Consider the following 16796-nt stretch of genomic DNA (forward strand, 5'->3'; position numbering starts at 1 on the left):
CCCACCATGCTTCGTCTATTGTTCTGGATCGTACTGATTGCCGCCGCGATATGGCTGTGGCGCAAGTTCAAGGGTGCCTCCTCCGCGTCCAACTCGCCCCGGGAGCAGGACGCGCCGCCGATGGTTCGCTGCGCCCATTGCGGCGTTCACTTGCCACGGGACCGGGCGCTGGAGCTCCAGCAACAATGGTACTGCAGCCAGGCTCATCTCGAGCAAGGCCCGGGCACTCGTGATCGCTAAGGACGAACGCCCTCGCGTCAAACAGGCGCAGCGCCTGCTGCGTCTTTATCACCTGTACCGCCTCAGCATCGGCATCACCCTGGTGCTGTTGATCTCCAGCAACATGGACAACCGCCTGCTGGAGTTCGCCAACGACGACCTGCTACGCAGTGGCAGTTGGTTATACCTGATATTGAACATCCTGCTGGTAGTGTTCCTGGAGAACACTCGCCACCCCGCGCGACTGTTTGGCCTGGCATTGACCGACATATTGCTGCTGTCGTGGCTGTTCTTCGTCGCGGGCGGCGCCCCCAGCGCCATCGGCAACCTGATCATTGTGTCGGTGGCGATCGGCAACACCTTGCTGCGCGGCCGAATCGGCCTTCTGCTCGCCGCCGTGGCCACCCTCGGAATCGTCGGCTCGACTTTCGTGCTCGGCCTCAGCGATTCAAGCCGGCCCAGCAGTTATTTGCAGGCGGGCACCCTGGGCGCCTTGTGCTTTGCCGCCGCGTTGCTCGTGCAGCGCCTGACCCGACGACTGGAAGCGAGCGAGATCCTCGCCGAGCAAAGAGCAAGCGAAGTGCTCAGCCTCGAAGCGCTCAACGCATTGATCCTGCAACGCATGCGCACCGGCATCCTGGTCCTGGATCGTCAACGCAGGGTCCAACTGGCCAATGAAAGCGCCTTGAACCTGCTGGGCATGCATGACCTGATCGGCCAGCGAATCGACGACTCATCGAGCGCCCTGGTTGAACGACTGCAACTATGGCTGAACAACCCCAGCCTGCGGCCGCAAAGCCTGACCATCAGCGGCAGCGGCCTGACGTTGCAGCCAAGCTTTATCGCCCTGGGATCGCAGGATCAGCAGCAGATCCTGGTATTTCTCGAAGATCTGGCCCAGGTGGCCCAACACGCCCAGCAACTGAAGTTGGCTTCCCTCGGTCGCCTCACCGCCGGTATCGCCCATGAAATCCGCAACCCGCTGGGAGCGATCAGCCACGCTGCGCAATTGCTGCGCGAGTCCGAGGAACTGAACGACGCGGACCGGCGTCTGACGCAGATTATTCAAGATCACTCCCAACGTATGAATCGCGTCATCGAGAATGTCCTGCAGCTGTCACGCCGCCAGCAAACCGCGCCCCAACGCCTGGATCTACGCACCTGGTTGGAGCAATTCGTCCAACAGGCCAGGGAAAGCGCCGCGCAACACCAACAGTTGCACCTGGACATCGCTCCAGGCGACTACATCACCCTGATGGACCCCGGCCAGCTGGCCCAGGTGCTGGATAACCTGCTGCGCAACGCCTGGCGCCACAGCGCAATGGCCCATGAACAGGCCGAGGCGTGGCTGGAGCTATTCATCGATCCCCGCAGTCAACTGGCGACACTGGACATCCGCGACAACGGCCCCGGCGTGACACCTGACCAGCAGACACACCTGTTCGAACCGTTCTTCACCACCAGCAACCAGGGCACCGGCCTTGGGCTCTATCTGTCCCGTGAGCTGTGCGAAAGCAACCAGGCCCGCCTAGACTTCAAACCACGCCACGGCGGCGGCTGCTTTCGCATCACCTTTGCTCACGGACGGAAACAGATTTGAATACACGCTCACGGCAACGAATCCTGGTCGTCGATGACGAGCCGGACATCCGCGAACTCCTGGAAATGACCCTGGGAAGGATGAAACTCGACACCCGCAGCGCCAAGAACCTGGCCGAGGCGCAATCCGCCCTGGCGGGCGAAGCCTTCGACCTGTGCCTGACCGACATGCGCCTGCCCGATGGCACCGGCCTGGAACTTGTGAAACATATCCAGCGACGTTATCCCCAACTGCCCGTGGCGATGATCACCGCCTACGGCAGCCTGGACGTCGCCATCGACGCCCTCAAGGCCGGCGCCTTCGATTTCCTGACCAAGCCCGTGGACCTGACTCGCCTGCGGGAACTGGTCGGCAGCGCCCTGCGCCTTTCAGCGGGCATCCCGCCCGCCGCCACCGTCGAACGCTGTCTATTGGGCGATTCGCCACCGATGCGCAGCGTGCGCAAGCACATCGAAAAACTGGCCCGCAGCCAGGCGCCGGTGTACATCAGCGGCGAATCGGGTTGCGGCAAGGAACTGGTCGCCCGCCTGATCCACGAGCAAGGGCCCCGTGCCAGTCAGCACTTCGTGCCTGTCAATTGTGGGGCGATTCCCAATGAGCTAATGGAAAGCGAGTTTTTCGGCCATCGAAAAGGCAGCTTTACCGGCGCCATCGAAGACAAACCCGGATTGTTCCAGGCCGCGCACGGCGGAACGCTGTTCCTCGATGAAGTGGCCGACCTGCCGCTGGCGATGCAGGTCAAACTCTTGCGCGCCATCCAGGAGAAAGCCGTTCGCGCCGTCGGAGGCCAGCAGGAAGAAGTGGTGGACGTACGAATCCTCTGTGCCACCCATAAAGACCTGGACGCTGAAGTCGCCGCCGGGCGCTTTCGCCAGGATTTGTACTACCGACTGAACGTCATCGAACTGCGCGTCCCGCCCCTGCGCGAACGCCGTGAAGACATCGAACCGCTGGCCAACCACATGCTCCAGCGCCTGGCCGCCAGCACTGGCAACCCTGTGGCGAAGCTGCACCCACAAGCACTCGAGGCTCTGCGCAACTATCGTTTTCCGGGCAACGTGCGGGAATTGGAAAACATGCTGGAAAGGGCCTATACCCTTTGCGAATACCATCAGATCGAGGCCGATGACCTGCGCCTTGCCGAGAGCTACGCGGGTGGCGACGTGGCCAATGCCGACCTGGTGCGGGTCGACAACCTGGAAGACTACCTCGAAGACGTTGAACGCAAGGTCATCCTCCAGGCGTTGGAGGAAACCCGCTGGAATCGCACGGCGGCGGCACAACGATTGAAGTTGTCGTTTCGATCGATGCGATATCGGTTGAAGAAGTTGGGGTTGGATTAGCTCAAGGCTTGGGGTTCATGCTCATCCCGTGGCGAGGGAGCTTGCTCCCGCTGGGCTGCAACGCAGCCCTAATCTGGCACCTCGCTGTATCAGGCGGACCGAGTCGTTGCTGTTGGGGCTGCTGCGCTGCCCAGCGGGAGCAAGCTCCCTCGCCATATGGGTTGTGATTACCGTAGAGGCGCCGTCTACCGCCCGGTCACCGGCACCTGCTCGTCCAGCACTCGATTGGCGAGCAATTCACCCAGTTCAATCAGTTGCTGTACGCCCAGGGCGATTTGTCGATGGTGCGCTTGGTGGCTTCATCGAACCCTTCTGGGTTAAGGCTGGCGTCAGGAGAGGCTTTATTGTTTTCTGAAGGTGAAGAAGGCTTGTCATACATTGCGGTACTCCAAAGAGGAATGGATTACCAAGTTAGCGGGCCGCGACGCCCGGACGCTGAATTGGCAGCGACGGGAATAGGTTAGCGAGAGTTCTTCCCACCCGGCAACCGCCAGACCTTGTCGGATAATTCGGCTTGGGTCAGGCGGTTGGCCGACCATTCCCACAAAGGCTCGTTGGCTGAGGGCAGTGGATATATCCATTTTTGCGTAACGGCTACCTAGGGTTCCGCCCTTACGGCGGGTCACTTTCGAAAAGCGCGAAAGTAACCAAAGCGCTTTTGCCCCACCACTCGGCACCTCGCCTAGGCGAGGTGTTCCCTCACTCCGGCATTGCTCCGTGGGCCCGCCGCGAAGGGCCATCCATGGCCCAGCGCGGCTATCCCGGCATCCATGCCGGGATGCCCACTACACAATGCCTGCGTTCGGCCAGCGTGGTTTAACGGGGCGTATAGATCAAAATCAAAAGCAGAGCAACAGCAACAGCAACAGCAACAGCAACAGCAACAGCAACAGCAACAGCAACAGCAACAGCAACAGCAACAGCAACAGCAACAGCAACAGCAACAGCAACAGCAACAGCAACAGCAACAGCAACAGCGGACGGACCCGCATGAGCTTGATGACGATCTACAGATTTGTGGGCCACCGCAAATCCCACAATTTGGATTGGAGTGTGACTGCCGTTGATTTTGATTTTGATCTGAGGCGCCCCGTTAACCACGATGGCTGAACGCAGGCCTTGCGCAGTGGGCACCTCGGCATGGATGCCGAGGTAGCCGCGCTGGGCCATGGATGGCCCTTCGCGGCGGCCCGCTGAGCAAGGCCGGAGTGAAGGCATGCCGAGCCTAGGCGAGGCACCGAGTGGTGGGGCAAAGCCTTTTTGGTTACTTTTTTGGCGTCTGAAAAAAGTGACCCGCCGTAAGGGCGGAACCCTAAGCAGCCATTACCGCAGATATGGATATGTACCCGGTCACAACTACAACCGCCCACCCGGCGCATAAGGCACAGGATCAACCACCGGCTCGCGCCCCAACATCAAATCCACAAACAACCGACACGAAGCCGGCGCCAGCACCAGCCCATTGCGATAATGCCCACAGTTCAACCAAAGCCCCGCAAACCCTGGCACTTCGCCAATATAGGGAATCCCTTTCGGCGACCCAGGCCGCAACCCCGCCCAGTGCCCAACCACCTCGGCATCGGCGAGCTCAGGAATAAGCGCCACCGCCGAAGCCTTGAGGCTCTCTAGCGCGGCATCGGTCGGCGTCTTGTCAAAGCCCTCACGCTCCAGCGTACTGCCAACCAAGATGTGTCCATCACGACGTGGAATCGCGTAGCGCCCCTTGGCCAGGACCATGCTCGACAAAAAATCCTCCGCGCATTTGTACAGGATCATCTGCCCCTTCACCGGTTCGACCGGTAACTTCAAGCCCAATGTCTTGAGCAGCTCGCCACTCCAGGCGCCAGCCGCCAATACCACTTGATCGCCGCGAATCGCTCCAGCCGAGCTGTCCACTCCCACCACGCGCTCACCGTCGCGTATGAATCCCCGGACTTCGCAGTGCTCATGGAGCGTGACGTTGGGCAGCGCTACCAACGCGGCCTTGAGGGATTTCACCAGCCGGGGATTACGCACGTTAGCCACGTCGGCCATGTAGATCGCCCGGGAAAACCCTGAGCCCAGCACCGGCACGGCGTCGTGAACCGCCGAGATATCCACGGCGCGCAACGGACGCCCTTCCCGCTCGGCCCAGGCCAGCGCTTCGTCCTGGTCATCGAGGTCGAGCCAATACAGCCCGGTGACATGCACCTGTGGATCAATCCCGGTGGCGGCAAACAAGCGCTCGCCCAGCTGTGGATAAAAATCCTGTGACCAATGGGCCAGCGCGGTGACCGCCGGGCTATAACGCCACGGGTACAACGGCGAAACGATACCGCCACCCGCCCAGGATGACTCCTGCCCAACGCCGGAGCGATCCAGCAGCACGACGCGCTGCCCCTCGCAGGCCAGATTGAATGCGGTCAGCAGGCCAATCACCCCACCGCCGACGATCACCACTTGCTGTTGCCTGGTCATGTTCTGTTTCGACTCATTAGACAAAGGGCGCAACGCCGCGCCCATCAATAGAAAACTCAGCGGCCCCAGCAGTCCTTGACGGTCACCCCGGCAGCGGCGTTCGCGATGTCCCGCTTGCCCGTGTTGTTGATCGTGAAATCACCGCACTTGTCCGCGGCCATGGACGAGCCGCTCCTGCGCGCGGCCGTCAACGTGAAGGTTTGGTCCGTCAAGGTCGTAGGGATAATGGTGTAGAAATCATTCCCAGTGCTCAGGCCGGTCGCGTTGGAATAGACGTTGTTCTTCGAGTAGTGACGCTCGAGGATCTGCGCCTGCTCCGACAACAGCGAGGCAATCTCGGTACGCCGGGCCTTTTTAATGTATTCGGTCAGGCTCGGATAGCCGATGGTGATCACGATACCGATGATCGCGATGACAATCATGATTTCGATCAAGGTGAAACCTCGGTTGGATCTGTGCATGCCTTGCCTCTCACTGTATTTGTCGCCACATGATGCGGCGGCTGCCGCCGACGGCTTTGCCCAGCAGATCGGTGATACCACCACCGGAGTCGTTCACGATCATATTAGTAGCCCCGTTGGCACTGACCACCGCGCTTAGGGTCGGGATCCCGCCCGTGAACACCACGCCGGCGGAAATCGTGTCGAGGCTGTTGAGCGAACCATCGTTATTGGTATCGAGTACCGCATAGTTGAGCATCTTACCGTTGAACGCATCCACTTCGATCAATTTGCCGGTACCGAAGCTGGCGCATGGGTCGGTGGTGTCCACGGCGGCCGTGGTGAAGACAACGCGACCAAGTACCAGGTTGGCCGGATTGATGACACGCTCGCCGGTGAGCGCATTGTTGTATGTCAGCGGCAGATACCAGCCTTTCTTCGTGGGATAGGCCACGTCGGTCTCGCTGGTCGTTATGAACTGCCCCGTAGCGCCGGAAAAGATACCCGTGATTGACTGGGCTTGCAGGCTCGAGACGGTGATCTGCCCCGTGCCGCCAGTGGCGTCCCAGATTGAATAGAACCCCTGCAGATCCTTGTTGAGCTTGTCCACGGACTCGTTGAATTTGCCCGTGCCGAAAAACACCTGAATGCCGCCCTGGGGGTTTTCCGCCAGCAAAGGTTGGGCGGTAATCGGCTGGGTCGTCCCGCCGGGGGCGGTGAACAATGGCTGACCGGCGAATGCCAGGCCCCAGGTGTTCGGTGAGGTACCACTGAGGTCGAACTTCCACATCCGCCCTCTCAGGTCACCGCCATAGGCGGCCTGAACCACATTCTGGGAATTGACCCGAAGCTTGACCGACGACAGCCCGTTATTGGTTTCGCTGCTGTTGACGATGATTTTCCGGATCAGCGAACCGTCGCGAATGTCCACCACGTACAGCGCGGCCACACCGGTGTTGCTGCCGTACCCATTGGAAATGAACGCGGCCCAGCGACCGTCCGCCAACCGCGCCACTTCGGGGCGTGCGTAGGCGTAGCCCAGGTCATTGAAGGGGTGCGCTGTGTTGGCGACCGTCGGCGCGCTGATTTCCCACAACGCCCGAATCGCGTTGCCCGCCGATGCATCGAACAGTTGCACCGCATAAAAAGCCCGGCCACCCGCGCCGGTTCCGCCCAGGGCAAGGGTTTTCCAGACGGAGCCCAGTTGTGCATCAAAAACGCCGAGCTGCCCATCCACCAGGAATTTGTGGCTTACACCGTTGACGTAGCTGGGGTCGGCGATGAGCTGCAACGACGGCAGGACGCTCGATGGCATGTAAGCGTAACGCCGGGTGCCGTTCGTACTGTTGATGACGCTGAAGAAACCATCGTTGGCGTTCACCACCAGGCTGGCGTTCATGTTCGCCGCCTTGGTCGTCAGGTAGGCGCTGTAGCTGGTGTCATTCACCAGGTCGGAGGCGGTCTGGTCGTTGGGCGAAGCCAGCAGCAGCGGTGAATTGATGATGTCCCCGAGCAAGGCGCTGCGCGCTTTCAGCCCGGTCTTGTTGATGCCCTTGCTCCATTCCACCAAATCGTTGCCGGTGATCCCTGCAGGCAGGCCTTGGCTCAGGCTGGTCTGCTGAGCCGGGGAGAAGTTCCCGTAGGCCAGGGTTACCGGCACATTGGTGGCGGTGTTCCAGGACTGATAGATCGGCGCCGTCGCGCCGGGCACGATAGCGGTGTCGGTAGTCCATTGAACCGCCGCCGTGTTGACCGTCCCGGTGGAGTTGAAACCGAACGCCTTGATGGTCCCGCGCCAATCCCTGGGGTCATAGGTGGTCTGGTAGTAACTGGAGGTGCTTGAGAGCGTGGCGCCATTGCTGGTGCCGCCGCCTCCCGAACCGGCCTTGGAGGTGATGTCGCTGAGGGCCGATGACAGCGCCGAGTTCAAGCCCTCGCTGTCGGTGGCCGGATAATATTTGCCCGCACCATAGCGAGCGGCGTCGGAAAGCATCTGGTTAGTAACGGCAAACCCTACGGTATAAGTGTTGAGGTACTGCCGGCGAAACTCGGCCCCATCCCAGCTCTTGCCGGTGACATCGGTGCCTGTGGTGCGCATGTCAATGTCGAAGGCGAACTTGGCGATGTCATCCAGATAAAGCGTGTCGCCCTCCGCATCGCCGCTGGAGCTGGCACCATCGTTGGCACTGATGCCATCCCAGTTCGGCAAGCGGTTGCCCCCTAGGGGGTCGTTGGTTGGAAACGTGCGGTCATAGGTGGGCAGGCCATCCGTGATCACCACGCCAAAGTTCTTCTGGCATCGGTATTGGATCGGGCTGGTATAGGTGCTGGGTGTACCGTTGTAATACGGCGCTATGCCTCGGAAATAGCGGGTGACTTCGTAATAACTTTCGGCCAAAGGCGTGTTGGCAACGGCGCCCAAGCCGTTGATGGCGTTGATCAAGGCGCTGTAGTTATTGTTGGCCTGGGCCTGGGTCACGCTGCCACTGACTGAAGAAAGATCGCTGATGGCCCGGGCAATGTAGCCGCCCGGGCCGGAGTTGCTGCTGTTGGGCGGGTTGAAGGTGGCAAGGCCAATGCGCAGGGCGCGGTTATTGGCGACCAGGTCGGTCGAGACATCCCGTGCAACGTTGATGCGATAATCGTTGGGAATCGTCCCCGTGGTGAAGTCCCGGCTGGCACCGTTGGCCAGGGTTACCAGATAGGCCAGGTACTTCCCCGCGTAACGGGTATTACCCCCGCCCACCGGATCTGGCAGTCGCAGGCAGATTCGCCCGATGCCGGTCCGATAGAAGCCGTACCAGCCAGACAAGCAGCCGCCCCGCAACAGGCTCACCAACAGAATGTTCGAATCGTCCTGATCCAGCTCATACCTGTCGTTGCAGTTGTTACTGGCGTTACATGCAAAGGTGCGCGTCTGCGTCGCCGCCGGATCAAAGCCGGCGGCCCAGATGATGTTGTTCATGCTCCCGGAATCATCGATCAGCAGCATCACGTTGGGCGTCACCGCCGCCGCGCTCAACAGTGGCGACTCCGAAGGCGTGAAGCCATAGACCGGCGCCGCCAGGTAAAGGCTGAGCAACGCCCCCCACAACGAACCGAGCAGCGCCCTAATACTTCGCATAGATGCTCTCCACCACGCTGCGCTGATTGTTGCCCACCACAGCCACCGCAGTGATCCGATACAACGTCGCCGAGGTATTGACCGGCACGTTGACTGCCGCAAGGGTCGTGCCGATATTCTGCACGCCATAAAAGCCGCCCGCGGCGGCCACCCAGAGCACCCCCGACGACGAATTACGCCCCGCCCCTGTCACCGTCGCCGACTCGGCCGGTGGAGCACATTGTGCCGGGGTGCTACAGACCGGCAATGAATACGTCTCGACCTGCACAGCGCTTTCCCCCACCCTCAGCGCAGCCTCGGCCAGTTGGAACGACTGGTTGCGCTGCATGACGCTGCCGGTCATTTTTTCCTGGAGCGTGGCGCTCTGCATCGACGACAGGCCGATCAGCGTCAATAGCAGCAAAAAAACCAGGCTGACCAGCAATGCCATGCCGCGCTGGCGATGTCCGAGGCCTGTCGAAGTCATCGGTCGCTCCCTCATGGCAGCCGGTTGCGCAAGGCGGCAACCACGTTGAAGGTCTGGTCGCGCACGCTGTTCCTCGGATCGAACAGCGTCAGTGTCAAGCGCACGCTGCGAATCAGCGCCGGGTCGGTCGGGTTGGCGCTGTAGTTGGTGGCCGCGATATCCGTCGCACTGTCGGCCACGCCAAAGGTCACGTCGAACGCCCGCACGTTGTCCACCAGCACCGCCATGGTCGGGTTGCCGCGGCCACTGCCCAGGAGCAGTTGATTGTTGCTGAAACCGTAGATCAAACGACGAATCGGAAAAGCCAATTGCCCGCTCGCCGGTAATCGCGCCCCGGTGTAGGCGGTCGCCGTGTTACGGCAGTCGGAAATGATCGTCCAGGCCGGCGTGCCGCCGCTGTTGCCGATGTCGGCCGTCACCAGGGTCAACCTTCGGTTGGCGTTGTCCCAGCGAATCGGGGTGAGCTGGCTGGCGGCGAAATCATTGTTCGAAGAGGCATCGGTGATGGTCGCCAGGCAGCCAAACATGCCCACCATGCGAATCTCCTGGATCATCTTGCTCAAGGCAAACCGTGCGTCCTCCTGCATCACCGCCGCAGCGTTCTGGCTGACATAGGTGTTCTTGGCCGAGATGAAAATCTGCACGACGCCCAACACCACGACCAGGCTGATCACCAGCGCGATCATCAATTCAATCAGGCCGAATCCCCGGTTGCTTCTATTCATGGTGGCGTCGCCACCGGGTCGACGGCGACACGGCTGGTCAATACGAAGCTACGCCTGGCCTGCCCTGTGTTTGTCGTGTTGGCGGCCCGGGCATCGTCCCAGGAAATGGTGATGGTGTAGACCCGTTGGTTCAGCGCGACAGTGCCCGTGGCCGTGGCGCCGCCGAAGGCGACGATGTTGGTCTTGAAGTCGTACAGGTCCTGGTCCCGGGCCACGCTGAGATTGGGTGAGCTGGGCGGCGTGATGGTGTAGTCGGCGGCTGAATTGGCGCGGATACGGTCCATCAGGTCGTAGGCGATGAAGCTGGCCTGGCTGGTCATGCGCGAGCTGTCGGTGTACTTGAGCGCATTGAGCTGGACCATCGCCGCCCCCAACAGGCCCACGCCAAGGATCAGCACCGCCACCAGCACCTCGATCAGCGTCATGCCCTCCTGTGCCCGTCTACTGCAACCCTTCATCCGCAACTTCCATCCAATACAATTCGTCCATTGAGGCAAACACTGAGCGTCCTGCTCTGCGCCCCCCGTACGTAACTGAAACTCACCGGCGTGGCCGGTGCCGATAATCCGCCCAGGTTGTTGAAATCGATACTGGTCACATCTGAGGTTAGCGTCAGAGTCACGCCGCTGCCCATCGCTGGAACAACCCGCAATACATTGGCCGGATTGCCGGTGCTGTCATACACGGTCAACTCACCACTCCAGGCTCCGCCCTGCGTCGTGGGACGAATTCGCGTGGTAATGCCACGATTGATCGCTTCCATTCGCGCGAAGTTCAAGGCACGGCGCAAGTCGCCGATCTCGGTATCGGCCTTGCTGCTTTGCAGCGACCCGGTGAACGACGGCACCGCCATGGTGATCAGGATCAACAGCACACCGAGGGCCACCAGCAGCTCGATCAGCGTGAAACCTTTTGTACGAAGATCCATCGATGCCCTCCGTTGCCGTCGGCTATACCTGCTTCTACAACGCTAGAACAAACCACCGCTTGTGGCGAGGGAGCTTGCTCCCTCGCCACAACATGCTTCCTGCCAATCGCGCCGCTTCATACTCTCCAGGGAGGAGACGTCATGTACCAACAAGGCTTCAGCCTGCTCGAACTGCTCATGGGACTGGCAATTGCCGCGATTGTTCTGCCGTGGGCCGGCACAAGCTGCAAAGAGCTGATCGAATCCATGCAGCGCGAGGACACGGCACAATTGCTGCTCAGCGGGTTGCGCAGCGCCCGCAGCGAAGCCATCACGCGCAACCGCCGGGTGCTGATACAAGGAATAGACAACGATTGGGGCAAAGGCTGGCGGATCACGCTGGACAACAAGGAGAAAACCTTGCTGATGGAGCGCAGCGCACACGCTCGGGTGATCGGCAACTCGACGGTCAAACGCAGGGTGAGATTCGGCAGCCAGGGGGAAGCGCTGCACCTCAATGGCTCTTTCCAGGCCGGCACGCTGCATGTCTGCGCCAAGCGCGAACCGGTCAGCCATCACCAGGTGATATTGGCGCCCTCCGGCCGCGTCCGTCTGGAAAGTATCGAAGCCGAACAGGCCCTGTGCGCAAAAGGACTTAAAGCAGGGAGCGGACGCGCAGTTCCTTCGGCATCGAAAACGTAATGTTTTCCTCGCGACCGGCCAGCTCGTCAGCCCCGGTGGCGCCCCAGGCCTGCAACTGCTCGATTACGCCACGTACCAGGACTTCCGGCGCGGAAGCACCGGCGGTGATGCCGATCCGCTCGACGCCGTCGAACCAGCTGCGCTGCATGTCTTCGGCACCATCGATCAGGTAGGCCGGGGTGGACATGCGCTCGGCCAGTTCGCGCAAGCGATTGGAGTTGGAGCTGTTCGGGCTGCCGACCACCAGGACCACATCGCATTCGTTGGCCAGTTGCTTGACCGCGTCCTGACGGTTTTGGGTCGCGTAGCAGATGTCATCCTTGCGCGGTCCGCCGATAGCCGGGAAACGCGAACGCAAGGCATCGATGACCCGACTGGTGTCGTCCATGGACAGAGTGGTCTGGGTGACAAAAGCGAGCTTTTCAGGATTGCGCACCTGCAAGGCCGCCACGTCTTCCTCGTCCTCGACCAGGTAGATGGCGCCGCCGTTGCTGGCGTCATACTGGCCCATGGTGCCTTCAACTTCCGGATGGCCCTCGTGCCCGATCAGGATGCATTCGCGACCGTCACGACTGTAGCGGGCCACCTCGATGTGAACCTTGGTGACCAATGGGCATGTGGCGTCGAACACCTTCAGGCCGCGACCGGCGGCTTCGGTACGCACCGCCTGGGAAACGCCGTGGGCACTGAAGATCACGATGACGTCGTCCGGCACCTGGTCCAGTTCCTCGACGAAAATGGCCCCGCGACTGCGCAGGTCCTCGACGACGAACTTGTTGTGCACCACTTCATGGCGCACGTAGATCGGAGGCCCGAAGACTTCCAGGGCGCGGTTGACGATTTCGATCGCCCGGTCCACGCCAGCGCAGAAGCCACGGGGGTTGGCGAGTTTGATTTGCATGCTGTGCCTCGTGTCTGTGGGAGCGAGCCTGCTCGCGATACGGTGGATCAGTCAACTCGATGGCGACTTTGACTCAGCTTTCGCGAGCAGGCTCGCTCCCACAGGTATTGTGGGGGCGATAATTGCCGTTAAACCTTAAACCGCCTTGACCTCAAGAATTTCCACTTCGAAACTCAAGGTCTTGCCCGCCAATGGATGGTTGAAGTCCACCGTCACCTGGGCATCGTCGAAAGCCTTCACCACACCCGGCAGCTCGGCATTGGCCGCATCGTTGAAAATCACCAGCAAGCCCTCGGACAGTTCCATGTCCTGGAATTGCGAGCGTGGCATGGTCTGCACGTTTTGCGGGTTGGGCTGACCAAAGGCATTTTCCGGTGGAACGACCACGGTGCGCTTGTCGCCGGCCTTGAAACCGAAGAGCGCCGCCTCGAAGCCCGGCAGCAGGTTGCCGTCGCCGACCTTGAACACCGCCGGCGCCTTGTCGAAAGTGCTGTCGACCGTGTCGCCGTTTTCCAGGTGCAGGGCGAAGTGAAGCTTCACTTCGGTGTTTTGAGCGATACGCTGCTCAGTCATGGACGGCTTCTCCGGTTTTCTTGCTCTTGAACATATCCAGGGCGAGCATCACGGCGCCCACGCTGATGGCGCTGTCGGCAAAGTTGAACGCGGGGAAGTACCAGCGATTCTGCCAATGCACCAGGATGAAATCGACGACGTGGCCCAAGGCAATCCGATCGTAGAGATTGCCCAGCGCCCCACCCAGGACCAAGGCCAGCGCCACCGCCAGCCAGGTTTCGTCACGCCCCAGGCGCTTGAGCCAGACCACCAGCACGGCGCTGACCACCACGGCGATCAGCGCGAACAGCCAGCGCTGCCAGCCCGAGCTGTCGGCCAGGAAGCTGAACGCTGCACCGGTGTTGTAGGCCAGTGTCCAGCTGAAGTAGTCAGGAATGACCACGATCTGCTGGTACAGGGTCAACGAACCCTCGAAGTAGTACTTGCTGGCCTGGTCGATCACCAGCACCAGCACGCTCAACCAGAGCCAGCCCAGCCGCCCGAAACGGCCCGCCACATTAGGCATAGTGGCGAACCTCGCCTGTGCCGCTGATGTTGTCGACGCAACGACCGCAGATTTCCGGATGCTCCGGGTTCACGCCGACGTCTTCACGGCAATGCCAGCAACGGGCGCATTTGACGAAGCTCGACTTGACCACCTTGAGCTTCAGGCCACTCACTTCGGTGACCACAGCATCGGCCGGCGCCTGCGCCAACGGCGCGACACTGGCGGTGGAGGTGATCAGCACGAAGCGCAGCTCGTTGCCCAGTTTGGCCAGGTCGGCGCCCAGGGCGTCTTCGGTGTAGAGGGTCACTTCGGCTTGCAGGTTGCCGCCGACGGCCTTGGCCGCCCGCTGGATTTCCATTTCCTTGTTGACCGCTGCCTTGACCGCCATCACTCGATCCCAGTACGCACGGTCCAGCTCGAAGCCTTGCGGCAGTTCGGTCAGGCCTTCGTACCAGGTGTTGAGCATCACCGATTCATTGCGCTCGCCCGGCAGGTATTCCCACAGCTCATCGGCGGTGAACGCCAGGATCGGCGCGATCCAGCGCACCAGCGCTTCGCTGATGTGGAACAGCGCGGTCTGGCAGGAACGGCGCGCCTTGCTGTTGGCGCCGGTGGTGTACTGGCGATCCTTGATGATGTCGAGGTAGAAACCACCGAGCTCCTGCACGCAGAAGTTGTGGATCTTGGAGTAGACGTTCCAGAAACGGTATTCGCCGTAGTGTTCCTGCAATTCACGTTGCAGCAGCAAGGTACGGTCCACGGCCCAGCGATCCAGGGCGAGCATGTCTTCGGCCGGTAACAGGTCGGTGGCCGGGTTGAAGCCGGTCAGGTTCGAGAGCAGAAAACGCGCGGTGTTACGGATTCGCCGGTAGGCGTCGGCGCTGCGTTGCAGGATCTGCTCGGAAACCGCCATCTCGCCGGAGTAATCGGTGGATGCAACCCACAAGCGCATGATGTCAGCGCCGAGGGTGTCGTTGACTTTCTGCGGCGCGATCACGTTGCCCAGGGACTTGGACATCTTGCGGCCGGACTCGTCGACGGTGAAGCCGTGGGTCAGCAGCTCGCGGTACGGCGCGTGGTTGTCGATGGCGCAACCGGTCAGCAAGGACGAGTGGAACCAGCCGCGATGCTGGTCCGAACCTTCCAGGTACAGGTCGGCGCGCGGGCCGGTCTCGTGGCCCATCGGGTGTGAACCGCGCAGCACGTGCCAGTGGGTGGTGCCGGAGTCGAACCAGACGTCCAGGGTGTCGCTGATCTTGTCGTACAGCGGCGCTTCGTCGCCCAGCAGCTCGGCGGCGTCCAGCTTGAACCAGGCTTCGATGCCTTCGGCTTCGACGCGCTGGGCAACTTGTTCCATCAGCTCGACAGTACGCGGGTGCAGCTCGCCGCTTTCCTTGTTCAGGAAGAACGGAATCGGCACGCCCCAGTTACGCTGGCGAGAAATGCACCAGTCCGGACGGTTGGCGATCATCGAGTGCAGGCGCGCCTGGCCCCAGGCCGGCACGAACTGGGTCTCTTCGATAGCCTTGAGCGAACGCTGGCGCAGGGTGTCGCCGCTGGTGGGCTGCTTGTCCATGCCGATGAACCACTGCGCCGTGGCACGGTAGATCAGCGGGGTCTTGTGGCGCCAGCAGTGCATGTAGCTGTGCTCGATGACGGTGGTGTGCAACAGCGCGCCGACTTCGGTCAGCTTGTCGACGATGGCCGGGTTCGCTTTCCAGATGAACTGGCCGCCGAAGAATTCCAGCGACGGCACGTACACGCCATTGCTCTGCACCGGGTTGAGGATGTCATCGTTGACCATGCCGTATTTCTTGCAGGTCACGAAGTCGTCAACGCCATAGGCCGGCGCGGAGTGAACCACGCCGGTGCCCGCGCCCAGTTCCACGTAGTCGGCCAGGTACACCGGCGACAGACGGTCGTAGAACGGATGGCGGAAATTGATCAGTTCCAACGCCGAACCTGGCGCGGTGGCAACCACCGAACCTTCGAGGCCGTAACGGGCCAGGCAGGATTCGACCAGCTCTTCGGCCAACACCAGCAGCTTGTCACCGACATCGACCAGGGCGTAGTTGAATTCCGGGTGGACGTTCAGCGCCTGGTTGGCCGGGATGGTCCACGGGGTGGTGGTCCAGATCACGATAGCCGCCGGCTTGGCCAGCTTGCCCAGGCCGAACGCGGCGGCGAGCTTGTCTTCATCAGCGATCGGGAATGCGACATCGATGGTCGAGGACTTCTTGTTTTCGTACTCGACTTCCGCCTCGGCCAGGGCCGAACCGCAATCGAAGCACCAGTTCACGGGCTTGAGGCCCTTGAACACGAAGCCACCCTCGACGATTTTCGCCAAGGCACGGATTTCGCCGGCTTCGTTCGCAAAGTTCATGGTCTTGTACGGGTTGGCGAAGTCGCCCAACACGCCGAGGCGGATGAATTCGGATTTCTGCCCTTCGATCTGCTCGGTGGCATAGGCACGGCACAGCTCGCGGGTCTTGTCCGCGCCCAGGTTCTTGCCGTGGGTCACCTCGACCTTGTGCTCGATCGGCAGGCCGTGGCAGTCCCAGCCCGGGACATACGGCGCGTCAAAACCCGACAGGGTCTTGGAGCGGATGATCATGTCCTTGAGAATCTTGTTCAGCGCGTGACCGATGTGGATGGTGCCGTTGGCGTACGGAGGGCCGTCGTGCAGGACGAACTTCGGACGATCCTTGCCAATTTCGCGCAACTTTCCGTACAGGCCAATGCTGTCCCAACGCTGCAGAATCTGTGGTTCGCGCTGAGGCAGGCCGGCCTTCATTGGGAAGGCGGTGTCCGGAAGGTTTAGCGTGGCTTTATAGTCGGTCATTTAAGGCTCT

Annotated in this window: 18 protein-coding genes and 1 pseudogene; 4 read left to right on the top strand and 15 right to left on the bottom strand. The window is 61.2% G+C overall.

Going from position 1 to position 16796, the window contains the following annotated elements:
- Positions 1-6 precede the first annotated feature (6 nt).
- From ACLK1G_RS23975 to ACLK1G_RS23985, 3 genes are read left to right on the top strand one after another with little or no spacing between them, the layout of a single operon-like run.
- Entirely contained in the window at positions 7-240 is a 234-nt protein-coding gene (locus tag ACLK1G_RS23975; RefSeq protein ID WP_420767629.1) for a PP0621 family protein, read from the top strand.
- Positions 230-1819 carry a two-component system sensor histidine kinase NtrB gene (locus ACLK1G_RS23980; RefSeq protein ID WP_420767630.1) on the top strand — a complete coding sequence of 530 codons (1590 nt, stop codon included), beginning with the start codon at positions 230-232 and terminating at the stop codon, positions 1817-1819. Before ACLK1G_RS23975 ends, ACLK1G_RS23980 begins: the two co-directional genes overlap by 11 nt.
- Positions 1816-3162: a sigma-54-dependent transcriptional regulator gene (locus ACLK1G_RS23985; protein WP_420767631.1), complete on the top strand. Its 1347-nt coding sequence runs from the start codon at positions 1816-1818 to the stop codon at positions 3160-3162. Before ACLK1G_RS23980 ends, ACLK1G_RS23985 begins: the two co-directional genes overlap by 4 nt.
- A 185-nt stretch (positions 3163-3347) precedes the next feature.
- Here the strand turns inward: ACLK1G_RS23985 and ACLK1G_RS23990 are convergent, their stop codons facing one another.
- The 11 genes and pseudogenes from ACLK1G_RS23990 to ACLK1G_RS24040 form a co-directional block, all read right to left on the bottom strand.
- Positions 3348-3437: a DUF6124 family protein gene (locus tag ACLK1G_RS23990; protein ID WP_420767664.1), complete on the bottom strand. Its 90-nt coding sequence runs from the start codon at positions 3435-3437 to the stop codon at positions 3348-3350.
- The gene (locus ACLK1G_RS23995; RefSeq protein ID WP_420767632.1) at positions 3413-3541 is read right to left on the bottom strand and encodes a hypothetical protein; all 129 of its coding nucleotides are present in this window, start codon (positions 3539-3541) and stop codon (positions 3413-3415) included. Before ACLK1G_RS23995 ends, ACLK1G_RS23990 begins: the two co-directional genes overlap by 25 nt.
- A 460-nt stretch (positions 3542-4001) precedes the next feature.
- Positions 4002-4154, bottom strand: a complete 153-nt coding sequence (locus ACLK1G_RS24000) for a hypothetical protein (protein WP_420767665.1) — start codon at positions 4152-4154, stop codon at positions 4002-4004.
- A gap of 79 nt (positions 4155-4233) precedes the next feature.
- Positions 4234-4332 (bottom strand): annotated as a pseudogene (locus tag ACLK1G_RS24005) (nucleoid-structuring protein H-NS); the annotation flags it as partial.
- A gap of 186 nt (positions 4333-4518) precedes the next feature.
- On the bottom strand, positions 4519-5619 hold the full coding sequence (thiO, locus tag ACLK1G_RS24010; RefSeq protein WP_420767633.1) for a glycine oxidase ThiO: 1101 nt from the start codon (positions 5617-5619) through the stop codon (positions 4519-4521).
- A 56-nt stretch (positions 5620-5675) separates the two neighbouring features.
- Positions 5676-6080: a type IV pilin protein gene (locus ACLK1G_RS24015; protein WP_420767634.1), complete on the bottom strand. Its 405-nt coding sequence runs from the start codon at positions 6078-6080 to the stop codon at positions 5676-5678.
- A gap of 10 nt (positions 6081-6090) precedes the next feature.
- Complete coding sequence (locus tag ACLK1G_RS24020) at positions 6091-9183, bottom strand: pilus assembly protein (protein WP_420767635.1); 3093 nt, start codon at positions 9181-9183, stop codon at positions 6091-6093.
- Positions 9170-9664: a pilus assembly PilX family protein gene (locus tag ACLK1G_RS24025; RefSeq protein WP_420767636.1), complete on the bottom strand. Its 495-nt coding sequence runs from the start codon at positions 9662-9664 to the stop codon at positions 9170-9172. The genes ACLK1G_RS24020 and ACLK1G_RS24025 overlap by 14 nt, the downstream gene beginning before the upstream one ends.
- Positions 9661-10374, bottom strand: a complete 714-nt coding sequence (locus ACLK1G_RS24030; RefSeq protein WP_420767637.1) for a PilW family protein — start codon at positions 10372-10374, stop codon at positions 9661-9663. Before ACLK1G_RS24030 ends, ACLK1G_RS24025 begins: the two co-directional genes overlap by 4 nt.
- Positions 10371-10832 (bottom strand): type IV pilus modification protein PilV, encoded by a 462-nt coding sequence (pilV, locus tag ACLK1G_RS24035; RefSeq protein WP_420767638.1) that lies wholly within the window; start codon positions 10830-10832, stop codon positions 10371-10373. The genes ACLK1G_RS24030 and pilV overlap by 4 nt, the downstream gene beginning before the upstream one ends.
- Positions 10829-11302, bottom strand: coding sequence for a GspH/FimT family pseudopilin (locus tag ACLK1G_RS24040; protein WP_420767639.1), 474 nt, complete (start codon positions 11300-11302; stop codon positions 10829-10831). The genes pilV and ACLK1G_RS24040 overlap by 4 nt, the downstream gene beginning before the upstream one ends.
- Before the next feature lie 141 nt (positions 11303-11443).
- Here ACLK1G_RS24040 and ACLK1G_RS24045 point away from each other — a divergent pair, with 141 nt between their 5' ends.
- Complete coding sequence (locus ACLK1G_RS24045; RefSeq protein ID WP_420767640.1) at positions 11444-11983, top strand: GspH/FimT family pseudopilin; 540 nt, start codon at positions 11444-11446, stop codon at positions 11981-11983.
- Here ACLK1G_RS24045 and ispH read toward each other — a convergent pair.
- The 4 genes from ispH to ileS form a co-directional block, all read right to left on the bottom strand.
- Positions 11937-12884 (bottom strand): 4-hydroxy-3-methylbut-2-enyl diphosphate reductase, encoded by a 948-nt coding sequence (gene ispH, locus ACLK1G_RS24050; protein ID WP_420767641.1) that lies wholly within the window; start codon positions 12882-12884, stop codon positions 11937-11939. The genes ACLK1G_RS24045 and ispH overlap by 47 nt on opposite strands.
- Before the next feature lie 135 nt (positions 12885-13019).
- Positions 13020-13457, bottom strand: a complete 438-nt coding sequence (fkpB, locus tag ACLK1G_RS24055; RefSeq protein WP_420767642.1) for an FKBP-type peptidyl-prolyl cis-trans isomerase — start codon at positions 13455-13457, stop codon at positions 13020-13022.
- A complete protein-coding gene (gene lspA, locus ACLK1G_RS24060; RefSeq protein WP_420767643.1) occupies positions 13450-13962 on the bottom strand; it encodes a signal peptidase II in 513 nt (170 codons plus the stop codon). Before lspA ends, fkpB begins: the two co-directional genes overlap by 8 nt.
- The gene (gene ileS, locus ACLK1G_RS24065; protein WP_420767644.1) at positions 13955-16786 is read right to left on the bottom strand and encodes an isoleucine--tRNA ligase; all 2832 of its coding nucleotides are present in this window, start codon (positions 16784-16786) and stop codon (positions 13955-13957) included. The genes lspA and ileS overlap by 8 nt, the downstream gene beginning before the upstream one ends.
- Between the last annotated feature and the right edge of the window lie 10 nt (positions 16787-16796).

This window comes from Pseudomonas algeriensis (assembly GCF_048847255.1).
Classification (GTDB): domain Bacteria; phylum Pseudomonadota; class Gammaproteobacteria; order Pseudomonadales; family Pseudomonadaceae; genus Aquipseudomonas.